The organism is Candidatus Brachybacter algidus, from assembly GCF_016707225.1.
Taxonomy (GTDB): domain Bacteria; phylum Bacteroidota; class Bacteroidia; order Chitinophagales; family Saprospiraceae; genus Parvibacillus; species Parvibacillus algidus.
Window position 1 is genome coordinate 1 of the sequence record NZ_JADJID010000014.1, and the last position, 23,359, is coordinate 23,359.

Annotated in this window: 26 protein-coding genes and 1 pseudogene; 9 read left to right on the forward strand and 18 right to left on the reverse strand. The window is 35.8% G+C overall.

What is annotated here, in order from left to right:
• Nucleotides 1-406 precede the first annotated feature (406 nt).
• Entirely contained in the window at nucleotides 407-613 is a 207-nt protein-coding gene (locus IPI15_RS19600) for a hypothetical protein (RefSeq protein ID WP_287421867.1), read from the forward strand.
• Between the two features lie 84 nt (nucleotides 614-697).
• Nucleotides 698-943: a hypothetical protein gene (locus tag IPI15_RS20190; RefSeq protein WP_502711659.1), complete on the forward strand. Its 246-nt coding sequence runs from the start codon at nucleotides 698-700 to the stop codon at nucleotides 941-943.
• A 593-nt stretch (nucleotides 944-1,536) separates the two neighbouring features.
• Here IPI15_RS20190 and IPI15_RS19605 read toward each other — a convergent pair.
• From IPI15_RS19605 to ric, 10 genes are all read right to left on the reverse strand, one after another.
• On the reverse strand, nucleotides 1,537-1,752 hold the full coding sequence (locus tag IPI15_RS19605; protein ID WP_287421868.1) for a hypothetical protein: 216 nt from the start codon (nucleotides 1,750-1,752) through the stop codon (nucleotides 1,537-1,539).
• A complete protein-coding gene (locus tag IPI15_RS19610; protein ID WP_287421869.1) occupies nucleotides 1,752-2,153 on the reverse strand; it encodes a hypothetical protein in 402 nt (133 codons plus the stop codon). Before IPI15_RS19610 ends, IPI15_RS19605 begins: the two co-directional genes overlap by 1 nt.
• Before the next feature lie 27 nt (nucleotides 2,154-2,180).
• Nucleotides 2,181-2,933, reverse strand: a complete 753-nt coding sequence (locus tag IPI15_RS19615; protein ID WP_287421870.1) for a hypothetical protein — start codon at nucleotides 2,931-2,933, stop codon at nucleotides 2,181-2,183.
• A 1,097-nt stretch (nucleotides 2,934-4,030) separates the two neighbouring features.
• Nucleotides 4,031-4,330 carry an RrF2 family transcriptional regulator gene (locus IPI15_RS19620; protein WP_287421871.1) on the reverse strand — a complete coding sequence of 100 codons (300 nt, stop codon included), beginning with the start codon at nucleotides 4,328-4,330 and terminating at the stop codon, nucleotides 4,031-4,033.
• 131 nt (nucleotides 4,331-4,461) lie between these two features.
• A complete protein-coding gene (locus IPI15_RS19625) occupies nucleotides 4,462-4,785 on the reverse strand; it encodes a metal-sulfur cluster assembly factor (RefSeq protein WP_287404935.1) in 324 nt (107 codons plus the stop codon).
• On the reverse strand, nucleotides 4,782-5,057 hold the full coding sequence (locus IPI15_RS19630) for a hypothetical protein (RefSeq protein WP_287421872.1): 276 nt from the start codon (nucleotides 5,055-5,057) through the stop codon (nucleotides 4,782-4,784). Before IPI15_RS19630 ends, IPI15_RS19625 begins: the two co-directional genes overlap by 4 nt.
• Before the next feature lie 5 nt (nucleotides 5,058-5,062).
• Nucleotides 5,063-6,061: a hypothetical protein gene (locus IPI15_RS19635; protein WP_287421873.1), complete on the reverse strand. Its 999-nt coding sequence runs from the start codon at nucleotides 6,059-6,061 to the stop codon at nucleotides 5,063-5,065.
• Nucleotide 6,062: 1 nt separating this feature from the next.
• The gene (locus tag IPI15_RS19640) at nucleotides 6,063-6,872 is read right to left on the reverse strand and encodes a DUF2249 domain-containing protein (protein ID WP_287421874.1); all 810 of its coding nucleotides are present in this window, start codon (nucleotides 6,870-6,872) and stop codon (nucleotides 6,063-6,065) included.
• Nucleotides 6,872-7,354 carry a hypothetical protein gene (locus IPI15_RS19645; protein ID WP_287404932.1) on the reverse strand — a complete coding sequence of 161 codons (483 nt, stop codon included), beginning with the start codon at nucleotides 7,352-7,354 and terminating at the stop codon, nucleotides 6,872-6,874. Before IPI15_RS19645 ends, IPI15_RS19640 begins: the two co-directional genes overlap by 1 nt.
• 195 nt (nucleotides 7,355-7,549) lie before the next feature.
• Nucleotides 7,550-8,500 carry an iron-sulfur cluster repair di-iron protein gene (gene ric / locus IPI15_RS19650; RefSeq protein ID WP_287404931.1) on the reverse strand — a complete coding sequence of 317 codons (951 nt, stop codon included), beginning with the start codon at nucleotides 8,498-8,500 and terminating at the stop codon, nucleotides 7,550-7,552.
• A 337-nt stretch (nucleotides 8,501-8,837) separates the two neighbouring features.
• On the opposite strand from ric, the gene IPI15_RS19655 reads away from it, so the two are divergent.
• Together IPI15_RS19655 and IPI15_RS19660 are read left to right on the forward strand one after the other, a co-directional pair.
• Nucleotides 8,838-10,211 carry a tryptophanase gene (locus tag IPI15_RS19655; RefSeq protein ID WP_287421875.1) on the forward strand — a complete coding sequence of 458 codons (1,374 nt, stop codon included), beginning with the start codon at nucleotides 8,838-8,840 and terminating at the stop codon, nucleotides 10,209-10,211.
• Nucleotides 10,212-10,221: 10 nt separating this feature from the next.
• Nucleotides 10,222-11,601, forward strand: coding sequence for a tyrosine phenol-lyase (locus tag IPI15_RS19660; RefSeq protein WP_287404928.1), 1,380 nt, complete (start codon nucleotides 10,222-10,224; stop codon nucleotides 11,599-11,601).
• A gap of 50 nt (nucleotides 11,602-11,651) precedes the next feature.
• Here the strand turns inward: IPI15_RS19660 and IPI15_RS19665 are convergent, their stop codons facing one another.
• The 3 genes from IPI15_RS19665 to IPI15_RS19675 all read right to left on the reverse strand — a co-directional run bounded on the left by IPI15_RS19665 (nucleotide 11,652) and on the right by IPI15_RS19675 (nucleotide 14,500).
• Nucleotides 11,652-13,457 carry a hypothetical protein gene (locus IPI15_RS19665; protein ID WP_287421876.1) on the reverse strand — a complete coding sequence of 602 codons (1,806 nt, stop codon included), beginning with the start codon at nucleotides 13,455-13,457 and terminating at the stop codon, nucleotides 11,652-11,654.
• 169 nt (nucleotides 13,458-13,626) lie between these two features.
• Nucleotides 13,627-14,019, reverse strand: a complete 393-nt coding sequence (locus IPI15_RS19670; RefSeq protein WP_287421877.1) for a hypothetical protein — start codon at nucleotides 14,017-14,019, stop codon at nucleotides 13,627-13,629.
• A gap of 37 nt (nucleotides 14,020-14,056) precedes the next feature.
• A complete protein-coding gene (locus IPI15_RS19675; protein ID WP_287404923.1) occupies nucleotides 14,057-14,500 on the reverse strand; it encodes a PNPOx family protein in 444 nt (147 codons plus the stop codon).
• Nucleotides 14,501-14,686: 186 nt separating this feature from the next.
• Between IPI15_RS19675 and IPI15_RS19680 the strand changes: the two genes are divergently transcribed.
• The 5 genes from IPI15_RS19680 (at nucleotide 14,687) to IPI15_RS19700 (ending at nucleotide 19,054) form a co-directional block, all read left to right on the forward strand.
• Nucleotides 14,687-15,088 carry a c-type cytochrome gene (locus tag IPI15_RS19680; RefSeq protein WP_287421878.1) on the forward strand — a complete coding sequence of 134 codons (402 nt, stop codon included), beginning with the start codon at nucleotides 14,687-14,689 and terminating at the stop codon, nucleotides 15,086-15,088.
• Nucleotides 15,024-16,469 (forward strand): cbb3-type cytochrome c oxidase subunit I, encoded by a 1,446-nt coding sequence (locus IPI15_RS19685; protein ID WP_287421879.1) that lies wholly within the window; start codon nucleotides 15,024-15,026, stop codon nucleotides 16,467-16,469. The genes IPI15_RS19680 and IPI15_RS19685 overlap by 65 nt, the downstream gene beginning before the upstream one ends.
• 23 nt (nucleotides 16,470-16,492) lie before the next feature.
• Nucleotides 16,493-16,921 carry a 6-pyruvoyl trahydropterin synthase family protein gene (locus IPI15_RS19690; RefSeq protein ID WP_287421880.1) on the forward strand — a complete coding sequence of 143 codons (429 nt, stop codon included), beginning with the start codon at nucleotides 16,493-16,495 and terminating at the stop codon, nucleotides 16,919-16,921.
• 480 nt (nucleotides 16,922-17,401) lie between these two features.
• Complete coding sequence (locus IPI15_RS19695; protein ID WP_287421881.1) at nucleotides 17,402-17,842, forward strand: RrF2 family transcriptional regulator; 441 nt, start codon at nucleotides 17,402-17,404, stop codon at nucleotides 17,840-17,842.
• Between the two features lie 930 nt (nucleotides 17,843-18,772).
• The gene (locus IPI15_RS19700; RefSeq protein WP_287421882.1) at nucleotides 18,773-19,054 is read left to right on the forward strand and encodes a hypothetical protein; all 282 of its coding nucleotides are present in this window, start codon (nucleotides 18,773-18,775) and stop codon (nucleotides 19,052-19,054) included.
• A 314-nt stretch (nucleotides 19,055-19,368) separates the two neighbouring features.
• Here the strand turns inward: IPI15_RS19700 and IPI15_RS20195 are convergent.
• The 5 genes and pseudogenes from IPI15_RS20195 to IPI15_RS19710 form a co-directional block, all read right to left on the reverse strand.
• Nucleotides 19,369-19,503: pseudogene (locus IPI15_RS20195) on the reverse strand (DUF6965 family protein); the annotation flags it as partial.
• Between the two features lie 220 nt (nucleotides 19,504-19,723).
• Nucleotides 19,724-20,128, reverse strand: coding sequence for a hypothetical protein (locus IPI15_RS19705; protein ID WP_287421883.1), 405 nt, complete (start codon nucleotides 20,126-20,128; stop codon nucleotides 19,724-19,726).
• Nucleotides 20,129-20,614: 486 nt separating this feature from the next.
• The gene (locus tag IPI15_RS20095; RefSeq protein WP_353845343.1) at nucleotides 20,615-20,773 is read right to left on the reverse strand and encodes a PG0870-related protein; all 159 of its coding nucleotides are present in this window, start codon (nucleotides 20,771-20,773) and stop codon (nucleotides 20,615-20,617) included.
• A 767-nt stretch (nucleotides 20,774-21,540) separates the two neighbouring features.
• On the reverse strand, nucleotides 21,541-21,801 hold the full coding sequence (locus IPI15_RS20100; RefSeq protein WP_353845344.1) for a hypothetical protein: 261 nt from the start codon (nucleotides 21,799-21,801) through the stop codon (nucleotides 21,541-21,543).
• A gap of 825 nt (nucleotides 21,802-22,626) precedes the next feature.
• Nucleotides 22,627-22,911, reverse strand: a complete 285-nt coding sequence (locus IPI15_RS19710) for a helix-turn-helix domain-containing protein (protein ID WP_287421884.1) — start codon at nucleotides 22,909-22,911, stop codon at nucleotides 22,627-22,629.
• Nucleotides 22,912-23,359 lie beyond the last annotated feature (448 nt).

Sequence of the window (23,359 nt, forward strand, 5' to 3'; positions counted from 1 at the left end):
TTTTTTACTTTTTACAGTTAATCTGTAACCCCAATATCAACCTATTTATAGGGACCCATCCACTTATTTAAAATAACGATGGAAGTGTTTGATGCTTACGGAGGAGTAGAACTTAGGCTCGAAGGAGATAGTGTTGTGAATAATTTAACCTATAAAAGTATACTTTTATAATTCAATTAGGGATTTGGTAGGATTAATGAGAGGATTCTTTGGGGTCAAAGCCTGGTTTTATGGGCGAAATGATAGCGAAGAAAAGACTCATAATGGTTAGATTTGAATGTAGGCGATACTTTTGACATGAGTTCTCAGTTCTTTAATGCACTGGAGGGGGATCTTGCTATTTAGCTAGATTCGGTAACTACTTGGAATGGAAGAAAAGTAATAACATTCTGTAACAATTTTGGCGGTGGCTTTATCGTCAAAAGATTACATTTATCGAGGGCGTTGGGCAGATACCTCTCTGATGTATCTGACAAATGAACAGTTGTTTAGCTTTATTAACGTTGAAAAATACGAAAATGAAGTTCCGGTTTTCAAATATTTTCCGGACCTAAATGATTGTCTTCAAGGAGGAGGCGCAGTAGATGAACTTTTCACAAAGGAATCCGTTTGATATATTTCCCAACCCATTCAGCAATGAGATCCACGATTAAAGGAAAATTTGGTAATTCCTTAATACAATTTCGGCATTTCATGGATCAATGGAAAAAGACTATTCAATAGTCAAGTATCTGCCAACACTAGCATAAATCTTGATGGCTTAGTTAGTGGTATTTATTTCCACAGCTTGCAAACATCGAATAACTACTCAGCCCGGCAAATTAATCAAAGAATAAATCATTATTATTGGTTAGCCAGAGTTAAAACTCAGGAGTATTGGTCGAGATTAATGAAGATTTCAGAATTGATTTATATTATCACACTGAATGTCATTTCCGAGTAAAAATCCGGGGACTAAAGTCCTCTTCATAGTTATCCTTGGATCCGTGTACTGAATCCAACGGCAAATTAGGATCATTTCACGAGATAGCTTGCCGTTGGTTTAACCAACGGACGTGAATCTCGCACTGGATTGAATCCTTACATTTAGATAATTCAAAATGGAAAGAAGTTGATTATAGTAGTGCTTACATGAAGTGTGGCTTGAAAAAGACAGTATTTGGCTTTAGCCGGATGGGAGAAGACTTTAGAGTCAGTAAATCTAGTGCATCCTTCAAAAACACTAAACTAGCAAAAACCTATGTACCCTATGTTCCTACATGTTTCAATTAACCTTAAAAAAAGAAAGCCTAATGAACCAGGGACTGAAGTCCTATCATATTTAATCCTTCGATCCGCTGACACAATTCAACACGGCAAATTATTGTTGCTTACCAATTTTAGATACGGCTTGATCGGAGTAGTATTTGACACCAGTCAAAATTCTTTGTGCACTAAATATAAAATAACAAAGAAGTCAAAATAAAAAACTGTTTAAAATAAAGTCAAAATCGAGAGACCCATTTTCTTGGCATAAATGCGATAATAACTATATTTTTATTTGATATTATATTCCGAAGTAGAATCTACATTGAAATAACTCCCATTCATCTCCTGAATTGGCTTCTCCTTAAAACAATCTAACCACACATTGGGCATAGTTTTCGATTTAACTGCGGTATCCTTTGCAGATACAATTATAAAAGTCCTTTGAACAGGATCACCTGAAATAATGGAGGCAAATAAACTTTCTACAGGAAGCCCCCAATACATTACATAGGTTTTTTCAGTGCCTCCGTTTCTGTCAAAATGAGTTTGGTAATATTGTTGGACTTCATTTCATTGAGTCTGGCTTTTGTTGCCTCAACCCGATTATTGTAAACCGCTCCGGCATTAAAAATATTAAATAAACTTATTGCAAATATTCCACCCAACACAATTAATAATCTTTGTTCATTTAAATATTTGCCAATGGAATGCATCAATGGAATTCCAAAAATAATAGTCAGTGGCATCAATTCACTCTCAGAATAAAACGGAATAAATGAATCAAATACGGTCAGAAACAATGCATTATAAATTCCAAAAAATAATAAAATTAGTGTTGTGATCAGATATTTTTTTTCATAAATTGTAATTCCAACTGCTGCAATAAAACAATTAAAGCCAACCAATATCGAGTGACATACAACCTCATTAATTCACCAAATAGTGGCTTTTCCAAAACCAAATACATTAGCCATTCCACTTTCTCCAATCACCGATATTTTGCCGGCGTCATACCACCCACCGAAGACACTAAGCAATACTCGAGCAGTGATGGCCATCATCACAATGGCCGAAAACAGTATAGTTAATTTTTGGTCTTTTATAGGTGGTCTTTCCTCGAGCAGGTAATAAACCCATACAAAAGCTACCACAATGATCATCAACGGATGTGTCAAAACAGCCAGAGCTCCAATTATTCCGAAACTGATTAAACGAAACATTAAAGGAGTCTCTCTACTTTTTTGATACTTATATAATCCTAGCCAAAGGAACATCCAACCAACTGCCTGGTGTATTTCATTATTGGTCCAATAAAAGGCATCACTGACCATCAGTGTATAATACAAAGCCATGACGACAGCAAGTGCATATTCTTTAAATTTGAATACCAACAATGCGCAAACTGCCAGATAAAATACATTGAATGACGCATTATAGATGTACATTAAGCTCTCGAGTGACATTCCTATTAAGGAGCCGAGCCATGGCCACAATTGAGTAATTATAGAACCATAGCGATGTTCCATAATCATCGGATGACTTTCGTTTAGAATGTTGGTTAGTATGAAAGGTGCATCTACAAAAAGCATTCTGGCATGCGTGAAGTAGACAGCCAGCATCAGAATAACAGCCATTACTCCAAATGCAAGTAGCCCAGCAGTTCTATTTATGTGTGGAATTTCCAAATTATGTTCTTAATGATCTTTTAATCAAAAAGTAATCCCGAAAGAACCTTTTTAATTCAACTTTCGGTAACCTTAATTATTTTTTCTATCTCGTAAATTTATATAAAAATGTTAGATTTTATAAAGTTAAACGATTAGTCAGAATGAATACGGGGCTAATTGTATTTCAATGATAATTGCGAGAACAATTAAAATGTAAGCTATTCCGTCAGCTCGCCATCACCCAATCACCCAATCACCCAATCATCAATTTTTCTGGATCACGGATTTTAGGGATTGCTCGGATTTCACTGATTCTACTATAAAATTAGAAGTTAGAAATATGAAATTAGAATGATTACCGGAAGCGACTTTATTTTGGGGTTCCTATTGTTCGATAATCGCCTGAAATTAATAAAAAGAAGTGCTGCTTACTCTTATTACCGATCACCCGATCACCCGATCACCCGATTATTAATTTTTCTGAACCACGCTTGCCTGCCAACAAATGCGGGGAATTAAAGGATTTCACTGATTGCTTTCTAAAATTAGAAGTTAGAAATTTGAAATTAGAATGATTACCGTAAGTGACTTTATTTTCAGGTTCTTATAGTTCGATAATCGCCTGAAATTAATAAAAAGAAGTGCTGCTTACTCTTATTACCCGATCACCCGATCACCCGATTATTAATTTTTCTGAACCACGCTTGCCTACCAACAAATGCGGGGAATTAAAGGATTTCACTGATTCTACTATAAAATTAGAAGTTAGAAATATGAAATTAGAATGATTACCGGAAGCGACTTTATTTTGGGGTTTCTATTGTTCGATAATCGCATGAAATTAATAAAAAGAAGTGCTGCTTACTCTTATTACCGATCACCCAATCACCCAATCACCTATTTTTCTGAATCACGGATTTTAGGGATTGCTCGGATTTCACTGATTCTACTATAAAATTAGAAGTTAGAAATATGAAATTAGAATGATTACCGGAAGCGACTTTATTTTGGGGTTCCTATTGTTCGATAATCGCCTGAAATTAATAAAAGAAGTGCTGCTTACTCTTATTACACGATCACCTTATCACCCGATCACCTTATCACCCGATCACTAATCACCCCACCAAATAAGCCATTCCGCTATCCACGGGATCACATAGTTCAGCAATCTTTTTGTCCAGACACATTTTATTGAATAGGTCTCTTACCGCTTTATAGTCTTCGTGAATAGGACAAGGGTGATCAGCCGAACATTCGCTCAGGCCCAGACCGCATTGATTAAATACATCTTTACCATCTATTGCAAAAACAATATTAATGATGGGTTGATTTTTCTGATCAGCATCAATGTAAAAACCACCGTTGGGCCCCTTGGAGCTGTTGATGACATTTTCTTTGACAAGTGTTTGTAGCATTTTTCCACAGAGTGCTCGCTTGCATCTATATATTCAGCTATTTCAATAATGCCGGATTTGGCTCGGATTTGAATTTGAGGCGAGGAAGATAACTGCTTTAATAGCTGTTTTACAGGTTAGGCTTAGCATAATTATTTATTTAAAAAGATTTGACCTTCTTCCGAAATCATTTCATGACTCCATGCCGGATCGAACGTTAATTCTACTTCTATTGTATAGTCTGCAAATGTATTTTGCAATGCATTCTTAACACCATTTGTAATGGATTGACCCATCGGACAAAATTGTGTAGTCAATGTCATGCTGCAATATACGTTTTTAGCAAGATCATCAAAATCTAATTGATATATCAAACCCAGGTCTACGACATTCAGACCTATTTCCGGATCCAAAACTTCCAAAAGAGCATCGAGGCCCATCGAGCATTTGGCTGTATTATTGGTAATTATATTCATAGTTTTATAGGTTTATGCATTAATACTTTCAGTACATTCCAGTTATATAAAACGGCTGTAATCAATAGGAAGATTGCCCCCAACTTCAAAACAATGCTGTTACCAAACAAAATCCCTAAAGTAAATATTATAAAACCGGCTAAATACGCAATCGCCATAATTTTAAATACAGGGTTATTAAATAAGTCTTTTGGACTAGGTGTCTTGCCTAGCCCTGATAGATGATGATAAACTTTATTCCACACAATAAATGGGAGTGTTTTAAATGTCATGCCCATTATAATTGCTGTAACCAACCAAAAAATATAATAAATCCATAAGAAATTATAAGATTCAATTGTTCTCCGGAAGTAAGAATTAAAGTGACAATTACTAAAATTAAAAACAGTACCGGAAGCAACAACATGACTACTGAAATCAAAGATAATTTTACTTGTTCATCTACTTGCTTCCTTATCCTTTTTTTATAAGCCCAATAACAATAATAAATAAATAGACTTATTGCAATGAATACAGTTATCACAGGAATAAATAATAAAGCTTCTCTTCCTGGATAAAGGAATAATATTACGAATATCAGCAATGCCCCATTTATTAGTGCATATATCCACCACAACAATCGAACATTGCTATATTTAGATATTAAAAACATAGGGATCAATCTGGAAGCTACGCCAATGATCAATAATAAAAACCATCCTATAATACCTGCATGAGCATGCAACGTTAAGTAGTGCAAAGAGCTCTCAGGCAATAAAATACTTGTAAAATTATACACCTGCGCAAGCCCCAAAATAGCGGTAAAACACAACCAGGTAGTCGCTGTGAATACAAATACCGCATGGACACTTTCATGCTTACTTTTTACCATGCTCACAGCTATGTTAATCATATAAGCGAGTATAGCCATGACTACCAACCATCCGCCCCACTGAGCTGGCCAGCGCATATCGAATACATAGAATCCATATACCAGTAGGGGTATTCCAATGGCGGCAAGGATAAAGGATATATAAGCCAAAATATTACTGTAAAGCTTTGACTCTATCAGCACCGGTACTAGCTGGTGACTTGCACCTAAAATGATCATCGTCCCCCAACCAAGTGCCATAGTATGGGTGATCGCCAGGATATGGGGATGAAAATAATGACCTTTAAAAGCTTCTGTCGATGTGAGTAAAAAAATGGTAGCAACTAAGAATGAACATGCCGCATATACGTAAAACGGCAATACAACTTTATAGGAAGTGTTTTTTATAGACCCGGCATCAAACATGTTATGCTTTAAATATTAAAAGATATACTTCGCCATCGGCAACGTCCTTAATGCGGTAATCAAATTTTCTATCTGCTAATTCAGGCAATAAGAAAACAGGAATTCTTTTGTGAACTACATACAGTGCCTCGCCATCCGGCAGATTGTCCAGGGCATCCAAAATAGTAAGCATGGGAAGAGGCATCTCCATATGACGGACATCAATTGTTTGCATTTTATCCGTATATTTTAATAGCATTTCATCCCAGCCTTCGCTTGCTTTATCTGTATCAGGTTCTACAAACTGAGTTGCCTTATTAGTATGGAAATAAGTATAAACCAGATCGTCATTAATTGTTTCAGAATATGATTCAAGGCCCTGCTTTTCTAATAAAATGATCAGAGGAACGGGTTCAAAACTATTTATTAATTTTAATATTTGTCCGGGTTGTAATTGCTTAACTGAATTCATGATTAAATTAAGCGGATCCTTACCAGATTCAATTAATGTCCGAACGTCCAGCTCCACTATATCTGCAGAATGAATGTTCTGTACAAAAAAAGGTACTTGCTTCTGCTCTACAGAATCTTCTAAAGCTGCATCCTTATCAATCGTAAACCCAAGAGGCTCCAGCTTCTTAAAGAAATCATTTACGGAACAACCACCCACTTTACTTGCCATATTAATGGAGGTGCGGGATGCCATCAGCTTGCGTAAAAGTGGATTTCTTAATTTATTAAACTTTGACGAAATACTGATGATGGCTTCAAGTGCATCAGGGTTTTCTTTTAGAAGTGTGGAAATTTTTGTATTTGCATTGATCGTACTCATTATTCAAAATATTGAGAATAGATATTAATTTGGTTATTTACGAAATCGAATGATTCTTTGCCCTGTTCTAATGAAGTGGCACTCTCAAGTTTTTTATTTTCTTCCATTAATGGTTCCAGCCAATGATGTAAAGCATCATGATCAGGACCTTGCATTCTACATTCACTGATCATCACATCAATACCTGCCTGTAATGTTTTGCCGGTATTTTTATACTCCTCTAAGGTGACAGGTTGTGATGCAGAGACTATAGAACTTAATGCTGATACATTTTTATTCGTGCTGGCATCTGCTTGCCACTTTGCCCCATTGTTGAGTGTTAGACCATTAACTGCTTCATTTCCACCAACAGTATTATTAATTGTAGTCTCTTCTGACTGAACTTTGGCTTCTTTTTTCTCTGCCGTATTACAAGACTGGAATATACCTATAGTCAAGAAGAATAATGTTGTAATTTTTAATAATTTATTCGTGTATTTCATTTCAGTAAATTAAATAATTAGAAATAATAAGTGTTGTTTGAAAAAACTTTTGAAACTTTAGTGCGGACGGAAGCAAAGGGAATTAAATAACTCCCTTTAATCATCCGCTTAGGCAGGCAGTCCTCAATCGACCTTAATGAAGATTTGTTAAGTTTCCTATAATTTGTAACATAACCATATTTAAAAATTTCGATATCAATTTTGCTCTAATTCCACTGCTTTTGGAAACAAAATATTGTTCTCTAAATGGATATGTAAGTGCAAATCATTTTCAAATTCATCAAGCATTTTATACAACAAACTATAGGAAGCACAGCTATCCGCAGGAAGTGTATAATTGTTCGACAATCTTCTAATTTCTTCGAGATTTTTGCCAACAATTTCATGTTCCATTTCCATCATATTGATCGGGTTTTGTACTGTGCCAAAATGTGATGCATGAAGAACTTGTTCATTCTTTTTAGCAGAAACTAATTCCTTGATGTAGGGAAAAAGTACTATTTCTTCCTTCATCATATGAGCTGTTAGTTCAGCATTTATCTCATCCACCAGCGATTTGATCTTATGAAGTTCCGGATGTTGTGGGCTGTGAACACCTTCCACCTTAGTCGCATAGGTTACCAGATCTGGTAGAGATTGCTTTACATAGCTATGGTGAGTATTGACAATATAGTCACACAAGAAGTCCAGGGACCATTCTGTATATGGAATTGGTCTGGAAGTAAGGGATTTGTCAGCCAGTTTTAACTCTTGCTCAATCTTGGTCACATCCAATCCTTTTTCTGCGCATGCCTCTTTGACTGTTTTCTTGCCTCCACAGCAGAAATCGATACCGTATTTTTTAAATACTTCCGCTTTCCGCAAATCTTTAACGGCAATCTCTCCGAGAGTTTCCTCCTTTTCTCCTAAATTACGTTTTGAGATTTTTACTTTCCACCATTCAGGTCCTTCCTCGAGGTATTCCCAGCTAAATATATTTCCACGCTCACCGATTAATTGATAATACAGTGGTTTCGGGTCATGATCGTTGTGAATAATCAGACTTTCACCTTCATTTAATTCATCAAATCGAACGAAGATAGTTGGGTGCTTTTGCCTTGGTTCAAGCAAGGTCACATTAAGGATGTTTTCTATAGTCGCATTCATGTGCTGTGGTTTTAATTATTAATTATAATGCAAAGGTACATCTTTTTTTATAATAAAAGTATTTAAATACTTTTATTTATGTAACTTCGCCGCATCAAGCAAAAAGAGGAGGTCGTTTTGAAGTTTGAAGCGTATCGATAGAAGGAAGTAGACTGCCAGTTTAATGCTAATTCCAATTGTTAATTAACTTAAGTTTCGATAGTCGAATTCTTGCTATTTAAGAAGAATATGAATCAAGGAACTAAATACCATCTACCTTCTACCATCTAACATCTAACATCTACCATATTTAGAATAAAACAAGTTCTATTTTGACATTAACTACTTAATATATTGTATGTATACTATTATTGAACCGTTCCGGATTAAATCTGTCGAACCCATTTATTTTAATACCAAAGAAGAAAGAATACAGATACTTGAAAAAGCCTTTTTCAATCTTTTTCACATTCACTCCAAAGATGTTTTAATTGATTTACTTACCGACAGCGGCACGAGTGCCATGAGTAGCAATCAATGGGCCGGCATCATGCAGGGTGACGAGTCTTATGCAGGAAGTCCAAGTTTTTTCCGATTTGAAAAGACCATTCAAGATATCACCGGCATGCCATTGGTTATCCCCACGCACCAGGGCAGAGCAGCTGAGAAGATTCTGTTCAGCGTGCTTGGAGGCAAAGGAAAATACTTTGTTAGTAATACTCTTTTTGACACGACTCGCGCCAATATTGAAGTGACAGGAGCTGAAGGCGTCGATCTTCTTTGTGCTGAAGGAAAACTCCCCTCTGTGCCCGCACCCTTCAAAGGCAATATGGATACGGAGGCTCTCAAAGCATTCATTGCCGAAAAAGGTGCCGAAAATATTCCCCTCTGCATCATTACTGTTACTAATAATTCCGGTGGAGGGCAACCGGTGAGTATGGAAAATATCAGAACCGTAAAAAATATTTGCAAAGAAAACAACATTCCACTTTTTATAGATGCCTGTCGATTTGCAGAAAATAGTTGGTTCATCAAACAACGGGAAGAAGGCTATGCCGATAAAACGGTCAAAGAAATAGCTCATGAACTTTTTTCTTATGCAGAAGGATGTACTATGAGTGCGAAAAAAGATGCTTTCGCTAACATCGGTGGTTTTCTTGCTATGCATGATGAAGATTTGGCGCTGCAGTGTCGCAATCTACTGATCATTACAGAAGGATTTCCAACTTATGGAGGTCTCGCAGGACGAGATTTAGAAGCGATAGCAATAGGCCTCGAGGAAGTACTTGACGAAAATTATCTACAATACCGAATCAGAAGTATAGAATACCTCACTGCAAAATTAATCGAAGCCGGAGTGCCGGTAATGCAACCCGCCGGAGGACATGCCGTATATTTAGACGCTAAGGAAATGCTACCTCATATTCCGCCTTCTCAATACCCCGCACAGGCATTGGCTGGTGCTTTATTTCTCGAAGGTGGGATAAGATCTGTAGAGATTGGTTCGCTTATGTTTGGTAAATATGATGAGAACAAAAATTTGATTCCTTCCCGAATGGAATTAGTAAGATTGGCCATACCTAGACGAGTTTACACACAAAGCCATATTGATTATGTAGCTGAAGTGATTATCGAAGTGTATAAAAACAAGGCATCTATCAAAGGATTACAAATCACGGAAGAAGCACCCACGCTAAGACACTTTACAGCAAAATTAAAACCTATTCAATAAATATATTTAAATGAAAAGTATAAAAAGTAGCTGGGCAGAACCATATAAAATAAAAATGGTAGAGCTGTTGAAAATGACAACTCCTGCTCAACGGAAAGAAGCATTGTCGGAAGCAGGGTACAATACCTTTTTGTTAAAATCAGATGATGTATATATTGACTTGTTGACAGATAGCGGCACTTCGGCTATGAGCGACAGACAGTGGGCCGGTATCATGTTGGGCGATGAAGCATATGCCGGAAGTAAAAACTATTATCACCTGGAAGAGGTAGTTAGAGATGTATATGGTTATAAATATTTAATACCAACCCACCAGGGTAGAGGAGCCGAAAATATCCTTTCGAAGATCTTGATTAAAAAGGGAGATATCGTTCCAGGCAATATGTATTTTACTACCACAAGATTACATCAAGAATTGGCTGGAGGAAGATTCGAAGATATCATAATTGATGAGGCACATGATCCTGAAAATGAATTCGAATTTAAGGGAAATGTAGATCTGAATAAGCTGGAGCTTTTGGTTAAAAAATATGGTGCAGAAAAAATTCCTTATGTGAGCATTGCTACCAGTGTCAATATGGCCGGTGGGCAACCCATTAGCATGAAAAACTTAAGGGAACTGAGAGAATACACTCAAAAACATAATATCCGCATCATTCACGATATGACCCGTGTCGCAGAGAATGCTTATTTCATTAAGCAAAAAGAAGTAGGTTACGACACGAAATCGATCAAAGAAATTGTAAAAGAAATAAATTCCTATACCGATGGTGCGACTATGAGCGCAAAAAAAGATGCACTGGTTAACATCGGAGGATTTTTGGCACTTAATGAATGGGACATATTCGAAGAAGCTCGAAATATGGTGGTGGTATATGAAGGATTGCACACATATGGAGGTTTAGCCGGTAGGGATATGGAAGCCATGGCTATTGGTATCGGTGAAAGCGTTTGCGATGATCATATGCACGCTAGAGTAGGTCAGGTAATTTATCTGGGTAATAAAATGATGGAATACGATATTCCTATTGTAAAACCAATTGGTGGTCACGGGATTTTTGTTGATGCAAAAAAGTTTTTACCACATCTTTCACAAGATACTTATCCGGCACAAACATTGGCCGCAGAGATATATCAGGATTCAGGTGTGCGCACCATGGAAAGAGGTATTGTTTCAGCAGGAAGAAAAGCTAATGGCGAAAATTACTATCCAAAATTAGAATTGGTACGCTTTACAATTCCGCGTCGAGTATACACGCAGGCACATATGGATGTGATCGCCGAATCTGTAGCAAGAGTGTATGAAAATCGAAAAAACATAAAAGGATTGAAGATGGTTTACGAACCTCAATATCTACGTTTTTTCCAAGCGAAATTTGAGAAACTATAAATTAATAATTGCAATAAATAAAAGCCGGAGAATCATTTTTTATCCGGCTTTTATTCACTTAGTAATGGATATTCAAAAATCAACAATCTTAGCTCTAATTCTGCGCTACTTAATTCTTCATTAAATGATTGTTCGATATTATTTTCGGCAGAAAGTTGACGATAATAAGCTATTCCTTTGAGTAAATTATCAAAAAAACCGGTCAAATATTTTTTCTGTTTGTCCAATACTTCTTCACCAATTCCTTCTTCCAATTTTTCCTTTAAATAATTAATATATAAATGCAATTCACTTATAAACATGTTTGATCGCGTGACATTGCACAGTATATCTTTACGTCCGTAGATATGGTCAACCATTGTTTGGAGCGAAACAACTTTAGAAAAATTCACAATGTTCGGACCGGGACAAATAGTTACTGCATTTAAATTTTTAATCAAAGTTTCAGAGTGATTTATAGCCGCAGCATTGCTGAGTCCGATACACAAACACTCCTTATCCAACACCTCGCCTAATTGTTTTTCGTAAACCATCTCAGGTAGATTAAGTGATTGCAGATGATCGATTTTAAGTTTTTGATATTGTCGGGATGCTGTGCAGATAGGTTGCTCAGTAAATTCAGTATTAAAAGCCAGGTGCTTTTCTGTACAAGGACTTCCGGGCCTTCCCTTTGCGATGCGATCCAACTTTTCCTTTTCAGCACTTGTGCCTTTAAGATAGTGGAACCTCACACCCAAAGGTGATACTCGGCTGAGCACAACATCTTCTTTTTTTGCAACACATAATAATTCAAGTGTTTCCTCATCTACTGTAGTGGCTTCAGGCACTAACAGAAACGGAGAACCCCAGCCGGTGCTATCCATCTTAAAATAACTATGAAGCAATTCGTCTTCATCATGCGTGCCTATTCCACCTTGTACTGAGAAAGTTATTGCTGGCGGATGTTCTAAATATATGTCGTGCTTCTGAGCATTTGTTTTACTGAAAATTTCAAAAAGGCTATTTGTTAATTCCTGCCTTTTAGCTTTGAATTCTTCCAAAATTGGACCTAGTAAGTATCCGTCCGTAGCGAAAGCGTGTCCGCCACAATTCAAGCCGGACTCAATTCTGAACTCACTTACCCAGATGCCCTTTTTAGCCAGGTATTTTCCCTGAATAAGCGCTGAGCGGTAGTCACTCACTTTAATAACTACTTTTTTTGTAAATAATCCATCTTCATCAATTTGAAATCCTTTGCATTGATCGATATAATTGTAAAGGCGGAGATTAGTACCCGCTGAAAAAATAACTGAAGAATTTTCCAAGCAGCTATTTGCATAGCCTCTTAAAGCAGCAACAGCATCTGATCCATCTTCGACTAGTTCTCCTGCTTTATTATAATTTTCCCGGTCTGTTTTTGTCATGATATTCACATCGATACTCCCTGGTATTATCTGACTGCGCAAATACGTTTGCATTTTTTCTTTCTCCGTCAGGATGGGAGTGTCGATCATTTTTAGATAGAATTGTTTTAAAACACTATCATCCGGCAGCATCTCAAAATATTTTACAATTTCTGATCCTGTTTCAAATGCAGCTTGTTTCATTTTCTCTACCTGAGCAGTTACAATTTCATGAACCAGGTTCAGGTAATCGGTAATGCGTTTTGCTCGAAAATCTTCCTCATGAGTATTTATGGGAAAGTATGGCCTGTCGACTGATGGATAATAATGCTTTCGCATCATTTCTATTAGCCTGTTTTCTACAATAGAGATAACTGACGCAATACCATATTGGGCAACTTTTATCGGGCTGTCGACTGTGTAGGCAAGGCCCATTACCGGTATATGAAATGTATGTAACGGAGAATTATTCATGAAAATATTTGCTTGATTGTTAATCTTTAAAAATATCAACCCGATATCTATTAGTTGAGAATTAAAAAAAGATGATCCCATACTTGATATGGGACCATCAAAAAAATTTAGAAAAATTCGAACTTAAATAGGGAAATAACGAAATAGGCTTTTAGAAAACAAGTGTCATTTAATGACCCATGTTACTACACTTTTCTTTTATCTCATGAAAGATGTCATGTCCTTCGGTGATCAACTTTTTCAATTCAACATCGGATTTACCTGCAGTCACAGCCTTGTTGATAATATTGCATTGCTTCACTAATCGCTTTAATATTGGTTTAGTTACGGCTGAATTATATCCTTGTGGTACGGGACCTTTTTGCCATGCAGTAGCGGTTTTGAGCAGATCACCGGATTTTTCTTTCAAAGGTTGCAGATTATCATCCTCGGCAGGGTGAAATGTCACACTCATGACTGCATGAAAATCTTCCATTTGTTGCCATTTTGCCTCCTGAGAGTAGACAGATGAAGTTGTCAAGAACAAGACAATCATAATAAATAATGCTTTTACTTTTTTCATTTTTTTATATTTGATTAAGATTATAATTATTGTTTATTTAAACTGTTTCGCTGAAAGGCAGATCTCTCTCCCAAAGAATTTTTGACCCAAAAACCCTACTGCTATCCATCATTTTAATACTGTTGATCTTTATGGTAAAAACATTTCCTTTCATCGCCATTGCCATGGGCACTCCTTTATAGTATTTTCTATCGGCATTTAGTGACAGAGGGTCCGTTACATTTAAAAATATACCATTAAACTGGACTCCTTTGACGACAAGCTTATTCAGTTTATCAGGTAAAATGGTGCCGGAAACAATAGGATTTCTTTCCAAAAACTTAATGTGATCTGTTGCAGGGGATGATTTAAAATAAAGCAACCCGTCTTCAGCATCAAATACATAAAAACAAATAAAACTATAGGGTTGAGCATTGTCGCTAATGCAAGAAATAGTAGCGCATGTCTGATTATTTAAAAAATCTACAATTGTCTTGTTCATAATTACTTATTTATACTGAATTGTAAAAGGTATATTTTGCCTATTCATAAGAATTCATTCCAAATCAATATTTCTTGGCTATCTAGAGATTTATTTCCATTAATTGATATCAAAGTGAATAAAATAATTGTGCGAAGATAATAATAAAAGATAACTTTGTCTTTAATTATTTGAATATTGTTTCATATGACTACCAGCGTAATCAAAAAAATTGTTCTGTTATTTTTATCAGGAGCTTTCTTAAGTTATTCGGGCTTCCTTTATACGGTGATGCCGGTAAAATACAAGCCCTCAAAGCAACAAGAAGATGCAGGCAAATTGATATGGCAGGATTACAATTGTAATGCCTGTCATCAGATATATGGCCTAGGAGGCTACTTGGGACCGGATCTTACTAATGTATATTCAAAAAGAGGTGAAGAATACATCAAGACTTTTCTAACCACTGGGACGGGTGCCATGCCGGTCTTTCATCTATCCCAATCAGAATCCAATTCGCTCCTGGCTTTTTTAAAAGATATAGATGCTTCAGGCAAGTCAGACCCCAGAACTTTTACACTTAACTATGATGGAACCATTGACCAATAATAAACTCACCACATCAAAATTATTTATTCTGACAGGGCTTATACTGTTAGCTATTGGTATGCTATTCGGCCTAACCGGATCCTTGCAATATCTGGCACCGAATTTTTTAAAACAGTATCTATCTTTCGAGAAAGTAAGGCCATTGCATGTTTCATCCGTGGTGTTCTGGATCATCTTCGCTGCTATAAGTTCCGTATTGACCTATTTAAAGCAGTATACAGGTAAAAATATTTTCTCACCGTTATTACTTAAAGTTCAGTTCGCCATTTTTATTATTTCAGTTCTTGCAATCCTTATGTCCTACTGTTTGGGTATATTTGGCGGAAGAGAATACTGGGAATTTCATCCTCTACTTGCGCTACCTATAGTCATTGGGTGGATACTTTTTATCTTTAATTTTATAAAGTCAGTTGGCAGCCTGAATAATCTGCCTGTCTATGTGTGGATGTGGCTAACCGGATTATTCTTTTTTCTCTTCACTTTTATGGAATCATATCTGTGGATATTCCCATATTTCAGGAACAACATCGTAAATGATATGACATTGCAATGGAAGTCCTATGGCTCTATGGTTGGCTCCTGGAATATGTTGATCTATGGGAGTAGCATCTTTCTAATGGAAAAAATCAGTGGCAGTAAAAAATACAGTCATGCACCAATTGCTTTCATCCTTTATTTTACAGGATTATTTAACTTAATGTTTAACTGGGGTCATCACATTTACACCTTGCCAACCCATTCATTTGTAAAATATATTAGTTATGCAGTAAGCATGACGGAGTTGTTTATTTTAGGAAGGATCATCTGGCAATGGAAATCATCTGTAAGTGAAGCTCGCAAACTTTATCATCATACAGCATACCGTTTCCTAATGGCTGCCGATATTTGGATCTTTCTAACATTGATTCTCGCCATAGCGATGTCTATTCCGGCCATAAATGTATATACACACGGCACTCATATTACTGTAGCGCATACGATGGGTGCTACAATAGGCATCAATAGTTTTCTTTTGCTGGCCATTGCATTTGATATTTTGAAAGATAGTTGTGTGCCAATGACGAAAAGTATCAAATGGGTAAATCGTGGCTTTTACACAACCAATGTTTCGCTTTTGATTTTTTGGATCAGTTTGATCATAGCAGGAGTGCTAAAAGCAAGATGGCAAATGGGTGATGGAAAGATGGCTTTTGGAACGATGATGCTACAATTGAGGCCATATTTTATCGTGTTTTTTGTGTCGGGAATGTCTTTAATAACGGGATTTTACTTTATTTTATTCCCTTTAATTAAAAATCAGGTGGTCTGTCAGTTTAAAAAAAAATTTCTAAAACAAGCAGTTGCTGAAGATATAAATTCTGGTATTTTTGCGATCGATTAATATCAACTAACACAATACAGAAAATGTTATCACTTTCTAAAATATTTCACTTCGAAATGGCTCATGCTATATATGGCTATTCGGGGGCATGTAAAGACATACATGGCCATTCTTATGAACTTCATGTATCCGTATGCTCTGATGAAGAGGATACAAATTATATTCCTGCACCGGGCCTTTTGATCGATTTTAAGGATATTAAAAAACTAGTTACAGAACTGATAGTAAATAAGATGGATCATCATTTACTTTTATCTCAAGACTTCCTGAATAATAATAAAACTATTTCCGCTGCGGAAAACCTGGTCATCTTTGAAGCAGAACCAACTGCTGAGAATCTGATAATCTTCATAAGGAATTTGATAAAAGAGCACCTTCCTGAACATATAAGGCTAACTCACCTAAAGTTATATGAAACTAAAGATTCATATGCTGAATGGTGTGAAAAGTAATAAACACTTTAATCATTCACTCAAGTTTCGGCAGTTAAGAAACAAAGGTAGATGGTCCCGCAGCTGCGGGATTAGATGTTAGATGGACCTTAGTCAATTGATTCATATTTTTTCTTTAAAAGGTTTAATAGAAAAAATATCAATTTGATTGATGGAAAGCCATCTAAAATCTACCTTTTAACATTTTATTAAAATTTAAAAAAAATCTTCAAAAGAAAAATTATACTACCGAAACTTAAGTCATTCATATTTATAGTTATTCTTCATTTAGATAGATTTAGGATTGATTTCCAATATATTGCGGACTTTCGCTTTTGATAATTTGGTTTATAATATAAAAGTTACCCATTATTTTTATCTTTTCCATTATTAAACCAAATCATTATATTTGAGCTTCTGAGAGCAATTCACCATTGCGCATTTACTTCCATATCTTGAGTATCGTAAAATAATGCTTAATAAAAATCGTTTAAATATCTTATGTTTTCAAAAGCAACAGAGTATGCCTTAAGGGCCACAATTTTTATAGCCCAAAAAAGTTCATTAGATAACAAATTGGTGATAGAAATGATTGCAGAAGCTATTGATTCGCCAAAATCCTTTACGGCTAAGATCATGCAATCACTTACCAAAAACAATTGTGTCATCAGTTCAATGCGCGGTCCTAATGGTGGATTCTATATAACAGAAAGTGCAAAGAAATTACCGGTAAGGGCAGTATTAAAAGCCATGGGAGAAAGTGGGATGCTGGATAAATGTGTATTGGGCCTCAAACAATGCTCAGGACTAAATCCATGTCCAATGCATCACGAATACAAAACTATAAAACACGAATTAATCTGTTTATTTGAGAACAAAACTATTCAAGAACTCGCCGATGATCTAGTCGGTGGTGATGCCTTTTTAAGCAATAAAAAGTAGAATAAACAGGGACACAATCTGTTCGCAATTGCCGAATACACATTTGTATGAACCACGCTTGCCTGACAACAGAGGCAGGGATTTAATTGATTGCACTGATGACACTGATTAGTTTACAAAATTAGAAGTTAGAAATATGAAATTAGAATGATTCCCGAAAGCAACTTTATTTAATTGAAATATTAACTGTCAATAATCGCATGAAATTAACATCACGAAGTTAAGCTAGCTCTTATCACCTTATCACCCGATCACGTGATAATTCTTTACCGATTACTTATGCTATTAACATCTTTTCAATTTGTTCAATACGTTGGGTTAGTTTCAAATACTTTTTAGTCGGTTTTTTCCTGAATACGTTTTTTGAAATTTTTTTTCCAATTTATCATAGAGGTCATCAATTTTATAAGGGATTGAGTGTTTTATCGAAAAGACGTTTTGTTTTACTTTTAGCTTGACTTTCATAATGCATCCAGAGAATGCTTCACGGTGCACAAAGTAACCGTTTATTAAATAAAGTTTCCAGGCATAGTTTGCCACTAATAGAACACTTAAAATACATAATTGACCTTTTCTTAAGGTTAGATTCTTTTAAAACAATAAAAACGGTTTGTTTTCTATCTATACTATCTATTTTATATTCCATTTCGATATGGCAATTATTAGATAGGTTATCAGCCCTTAATTTAATGCTTCCTGTTATTTCACCATTCAGCCTCCAAGTCAGTATTGAAGTTTTGACTGTCCCTCTATGTAGAAATCCCCATTCTTTCAATTTAGATAAGCTTAATTGCAAAGTATTTTCAAAAATCATTTTCGTTGCATTGACCTAAATCTTTGGGAAAAAGCAATATACTTAATTTTATAAGCATTATTCCAGACTTTGTATAATTTAGCTAATCTTTTTAACAAAATCCAAAATCTGAAACCATGAAACTTTTTTTATACTCATTAACTTTATCCGTTGTCCTGTCATCATGTTCTGTTAATGGCACTAAGTACATTTATAGTTATGAATTGCAAAACTCAACCGGAAATAAAAACGAATATGAAGACAATTCAATTTTTGCAACTTTTGATGTTCAAACAAAAATGATAAATTTTAAAATTGAAAATTTAATAGATAAGGCTTTAACTGTAATTTGGGATGAGTCTTCATTTGTTATTTTCAATGAAGCAATACAGCTGCTCATGGTGAAACGAAATACATAAATGCGGAACAAACTCAAGTACCCACTATAATACCCCTAAAGCATTCTTAAACGATGCTTTGCTACCCTATAAAATATAGGTTTTAGTAGCGGTTCAAAATATTCTGCCGGAGGTTGGACTTTAGATTATTTTTTGCCTGTTTGGGATATGGATCTAAAGAAAATGTGGATAAAATACTTAGCGCAAAAAGGTAAAACAGTTGGAATTTTTCTACCTATTGAGATAGACGGGATTAAGCACGATTACTATTTTAAATTTTTAATAACGGACGTGAAAAAAGATAAATATCCTTACAGACCTCAAACTGTTATAGATTAACTTAGTTTATCTATAATGCTTTTAAGATCCTGTAATCTGTTTAAATGAGGTAAGAAATATTTGTTACCCTCATTTGCTTTTAACGTGTCTAAATGGCTTTGCATAAAAGTATCTACTCTAAAAATTGTAACTCCAGGACTTAAAAAATTGGTTCTTTAGGTAAATTAATTCCCTGAAAAGTATTTTTCCAGTTCTTGGCAACATCATTGCTCCAGGTTTGGAGTTGTTCATTTATAGGGTGTTCAATTTGTTCTGGTTTTGAATGCCTCTTCTTTTGGTAATAATGTGTGTAACGAGGAAAAATAAAGTTTTTTGTTGGTGAGGAACTTTAGTAACCTTAGCCTTTTTGGGTTAGGCTGGGTGGTGGTTGTTCCAGGGAATGCCTTTTCTGAATAGTCGCCAATCCTGTCTTATTAAATAGTCTGCAATGTTGCCTTCGCTTTTATCCCGTTCAGGTGCTTCTTTGCTCCAGTAAGTCCGCTGAAAATATAAAACGTGTTCCAGGTAAACGGCTTCGTATTCCTTTGGCTTTGGTTTCATTCTTTTTGAAGGTAAGTGCCGTATTTTTGAAAGGTCGGGAAATACATACACAAACGCCCTTTTAATACTTTCTAGCTTGTCAAATGAAAAACTGCTTTTGTTGTACATTGCCAACCAAAGAAGGCTTTCAGGTGTTTCCAGGCAAACCAAAATACAATGTACCGTAAACAGCTGTTTTAGGGGCTTCAACTCCAATGCAACAGAGATTCTTGGCATATTTACTAAAGTGGTATTCGCCAAATAAACAGGAAAATTCGTTTATCCTGCTTTATGTGTTGCTTCCAGCCATTCACGCAACGGCATATGTTTCGGGTGTGGTGTTTTCAATAATTGAATGTAAAAGTCGGTACCTGTAGTATGGTTCACGTTCGGTCGAACTGCTTAACCTGAACGGCTCCGAATGCCTTTATGTCGATAAAGGAAAGTAAATTGCCCCTGCTCTGTAACCATTTGCTACCGTCACCGAAAGCATATGAAATAACGTTTGTACCTCATCAACCGAAAATGTACCATGTCAAATAAATTTTAACAAACGTGTTTTTTCATATCGTTCGAGCTGTAATGTTCGTTTGAAATGCCTGTAGTCAAAAATTACAGGTTCAGGTGGGGGCTGTTGTTTTGACGGTGTTTCAATATGAGGCTTCCAAGTTGTTGGTTAAAATCAACTTTTGCACTTGTTCTATTCAAATTTGCTTTACATAATCATCTGAATAAGGGTTTAAAATTAAACGAACCATTACTTTCACGGTCGCAACGTCCATACTGTTCAGGTAAATAGTCTCCTGTTTCCATATCAACGTAACGAACAAACGTCTTTTTACTACAATCGGGCAAAATGTTTTTGCTGCCTTTTTCTAACAAAATGGTGGTGGAGTTGAGTTACTAATTTGTTAAAGTTACTCATTGAAAAAACCTTTTATTTGCGTTAAATACTTAGTCCCGGTGCTTCAATAAATACCGCTAATTGGTTTTGTGAAACCCTATCTACAACCAAACTCAAAGCCCGTAACTGTTTTATGAAATTGGTCTTTTTAAAAGGTGTCATTCCGTCATCAATACAAAAGGCTCTATATTCCGGGTACAGGTCTTTGATAACCTGATATTTGTTGGGCTGCTTTGATATTCATTTTCATTCAAAAAAATCTGAACACTATTGCTTTCGGTTTTGTATTGCTCGCGGCCTTTGAGCGCTACAATCTGAAAACTTTTTGTTTAATAATCTGTTAAGCCTTCCAATACCCAATTAAAAACGCCTGAAAGTTCTTTTCGATAATCCTTGTATCTAACGTTTTATCCTGTTCCTATGGTGTAATTATGCATCAAAAGGGATGATTAAAAATCGTCTAAAATAGGCGTTTGTATGTTCGACGTCTTTTTTAGTAATTCGTTACATTGAAAATCAATTTTGCATACTATTTAAAATAAATGGTTGCCCATAAGGTAAACGAGCTTCACGGGTTCTCCTGAAACCAACTGTTTGAAAATTGAAGTTTCAAAATTTCCATTTGTTTCACTTGCATAATTTACCAGCTTATTAGCCAACTTAACGAAAATACCCGTTATCATTTGTAAGGCTTTGCAATGAATAGCTGCTTACATTCTCACTTCCTAATAAGGCGTTCACAACTTCAAAATACACTTTTACCATTTGCTCCAGTACCGTACAGTATTAAGGCTTTTTCCTCTTTTAGTGCATTGCTTCCGTGTTTAATAAATATATAGCCCAAATATTCGGCTAACGCTCTTTGACGTTCTTTGTCTGGTAATACCTTGTTTAAATACGCTTCAAATAATGGTGCTTTTGCCTGTGGGTTGTATTCAAATGGTAGTTGGTATGTAATGAAGTCAGAACGGTCAAACGGTCTTAATTTCGTGCCCTGTGGGCTTATTTCAAAAGTGCCGTTTTGTAAGTTTAATCAGTACCGTTTCTTTATTGCTTTCAGGTATGGGTAAATATGCCGTTAGCAAGGAATTGTTTAAATAGCTGTCCCCTAAATTGGTAAAACCTTGCTGAAAACTTAGCAACGCCCATTTGTTCGGCTGCTTCGCTAAAATTTTTGGAATGTTTCTTTGACAATTTCAGCCCAAAAGTACCGTTGTATAGGTAAATAAAATCGTGGTTTTTGCATAAGCCCCAACGGTCTTTTTCTGCAAATTGCAAGGCGTTTTTCAATTGATAAAACCAAATAAGTGTTTAGTTTTAGTTTATCTAACTGCTTTTGAATATCCTTTGCCTGGCTTCTGTTCTTACTTTTTCAGTGGTTCCAACTTTTCAGTCGGAACAGCTTCAAACTCTTCAATAAGTTGGTGTAATATTTTAGCGTGTGGGGTTGCTTCGTTTTTGCTTTTATTTCCTCAACGTGGTTTAAGATAGTAGGCGGGATTGTTGAGGTCATCAAATACGGGTTCAGGATCATAGATTAACAGTATTTGGGTTCAACAATAGCCGGTAACAATTCAGGGTTGGTGGTGTAAAACCGCACGGTGTTTTGAAATTGGGCAAATGCCTTCCGTACTATACAAATACGGTTTTCTTTTTCCCAATCAGCAACGTAACGGCAAATATTAGCCCTCAAAATGCCTGTTTCAATAGAAACCATTAACATAGTTTTGGGCTGCCTGTAAAGGGCTGCAATACCCTTTTCATTTGTGCTTGAAAATGCGTACTTTTGCCTTGTCCTTTATGCGAAAAGACTTTAGGGCTGTTCAGTTGGTTACTTTCCATTGTTCAGCCCTTTTTTATTGTTCAACAAATACGCTTTGGCTTCCTGCTCAATTTCAGCGTTTGACTTTTTACGCCCGTCTTTAAGGTATCCCAGTAATTCAGTACGGGAAAAGTACAGGCGTTTGCTTCGCTTCATGACAGGTAATTCGCCTTTTGATACCTTTGAGTACATTGTGGGAACTGTAAGGCTCAAAAATTCGGCTGCTTCCTGAATGGTTAAAAGACGTTCCTGTTGGTCGGTGGGTTCATCTGTATTAGGTTGGGTTTCTTTCAAAACCGTGCGAATTGAACTTTGTATTAATTTACTTAGTTGCTCGCTGTCTGAATTGTACGATTATCATTTTATGATGGTTTTAATTTTTTAACTACCACAAAGACAAAAATATCAAATACCCCAATCAATACCCATTTACTTTATAGGGTACGTTTGAATTGTATAGAATATTTATAATTTTTCTTTTTCTGCTTCACGTTTCAATTGTAAAGAAGGAGGGCTTTTGTAGGGCAGCCAATCAGAAATACAAATACGTTCTTTCTTAGTTGGATTTCACCTTACCCTTGTTTAAGTTATCCCATACTGAACTTGCATTAAATGGTTGAGGTTCGGGATGTCCTTTTTCTTAAACTGAAAAGTTGGAGCATATCCAATCCTTTGTTTCTGTATCGCTATTCAATAGAAACCCGTTTGTATTTAAGTCTTCTAAAGCTTCAACAAACTTGTT